Below are 2,099 nucleotides of genomic sequence, written 5' to 3' on the forward strand. Positions count from 1 at the left end.
ACTTCGGAGTAAATGACCGTGAAACCCCTCGACAACCCGATCGGCACGCGGTTGTCACCTATGTCTTAGGTACGATCTGTTACCCATCTATCCGGGCCGGACATGTGGCCGATGGTAGGCGGTGACGGATTCGAACCGCCGACCCTCTCGGTGTAAACGAGATGCTCTAACCAGCTGAGCTAACCGCCCCCGCGCCGCCTATTTAGCGCCCCGTGCCCCCTTGGCGCAACCATCGCCCTCAAGAAATGGCTCCGTTAAAGCCAGGTAAGCCCAAGCAAAAGCGGCGCCCGGGATGGACGCCGCTTCCGTTCACTTGCGAGGCAGGCTCAGTGCGCCGTCAGGCCACCGGCGGCTTCGTCGCCGGCTTCCTGCTTGACCGGAACCTTGGTGTCTTCCTCCCAGACGATCGGTACCGGCTTGCGCACCAGCGCGCGCGAGACCACGTCGTCGAGGCGTGCGACTGGGATGATCTCCATCCCGCCCTTGATCGCATCGGAAATCTCCGAGAGATCCTTGGCGTTGTCCTCGGGGATCAGCACCGTCTTGATGCCACCGCGTGCGGCAGCGAGCAGCTTCTCCTTCAGCCCGCCGATCGGAAGCACCCGTCCGCGCAGCGTGATCTCGCCGGTCATGGCGACGTCATGGCGAACCGGAATACCGGTCATGACCGAGATGATGGCTGTCGCCATCGCGACACCGGCCGACGGTCCGTCCTTCGGCGTCGCCCCCTCCGGCACGTGGACGTGGATGTCACGCCTGTCGAACAGCGGCGGCTCGATGCCGTAGACGATCGCGCGCGAGCGGACATAGGACGCCGCCGCCGAGATCGATTCCTTCATCACGTCCCGCAGATTGCCGGTGACCGTCATCTTGCCCTTGCCGGGCATCATGACGCCTTCGATGGTGAGCAGCTCGCCACCGACATCGGTCCAGGCCAGGCCCGTGACGATGCCGATCTGATCGTCGCTCTCGATCTCGCCGAAGCGGAACTTGGGCACGCCCAGGAAATCTTCCAGCGTCTTCTCGGTGACCTTGACCGACTTCTTCTTGGAGATCATCAGCTCCTTCACCGCCTTGCGGGCGAGTGTCGAAAGCTCACGCTCCAGATTGCGCACGCCCGCTTCGCGGGTGTAACGCCGGATCATCAGCAACAGCGCATCGTCGTCGATCGACCATTCCTTGACGTCCAGGCCATGCTTGGAGAGCGCGTTCGGGATCAGATGCTTGCGCGCGATCTCGACCTTCTCGTTCTCGGTGTAGCCGGCGATTCGAATGATCTCCATGCGGTCCATCAGCGGCCCCGGAATATTCAGGGTATTCGCGGTCGTGATGAACATCACGTTGGACAGATCGTAATCGACCTCGAGATAATGGTCATTGAAGGTCGAGTTCTGCTCGGGGTCCAGGACTTCGAGCAGTGCCGATGACGGGTCGCCGCGGAAGTCGGCGCCCATCTTGTCGATCTCGTCCAGCAGGAACAGCGGGTTCGAGGTCTTGGCCTTCCGCATCGATTGGATGATCTTGCCGGGCATCGAGCCGATATAGGTGCGGCGGTGACCGCGGATCTCTGCTTCGTCGCGCACGCCGCCGAGCGAGACACGGACGAATTCGCGTCCCGTCGCCCTGGCGATCGACTTGCCGAGCGAGGTCTTGCCGACACCGGGAGGTCCGACCAGGCATAGGATCGGGCCGGTCAGCTTGTTGGCGCGTGACTGCACCGCAAGATACTCGACGATGCGGTCCTTGACCTTCTCCAGTCCATAATGATCGGCATCCAGAACCGCCTGGGCGGCCTCCAGATCCTTCTTGACCTTGGACTTCTTGTTCCACGGGATCGACAGCAGCCAATCGAGATAGTTGCGCACCACGGTCGCTTCCGCGCTCATCGGCGACATCGAGCGTAGCTTCTTGACTTCGCTCATGGCCTTTTCGCGCGCTTCCTTCGACAGCTTGGTCTTGCGGATGCGCTCTTCGAGCTCGTTCAGCTCGTCGCGGCCTTCCTCGCCTTCGCCCAGCTCCTTCTGAATGGCCTTGAGCTGCTCGTTCAGATAGTACTCGCGCTGCGTCTTCTCCATCTGCCGCTTCACGCGGGTCCGGAT

General features: G+C 62.0%; 1 protein-coding gene and 1 tRNA gene. Both read right to left on the reverse strand.

Going from position 1 to position 2,099, the window contains the following annotated elements; all coding sequences use genetic code 11:
* Nucleotides 1-112: 112 nt before the first annotated feature.
* Nucleotides 113-189, reverse strand: a tRNA-Val gene (locus WCB02_RS01690).
* Nucleotides 190-326: 137 nt separating this feature from the next.
* The coding region (gene lon / locus WCB02_RS01695) for an endopeptidase La (protein WP_423955665.1) at nucleotides 327-2,099 on the reverse strand (1,773 nt) is incomplete at its 5' end.

It is taken from the genome of Bradyrhizobium sp., assembly GCF_049581145.1.
In the GTDB taxonomy this organism is placed as follows: domain Bacteria; phylum Pseudomonadota; class Alphaproteobacteria; order Rhizobiales; family Xanthobacteraceae; genus Bradyrhizobium.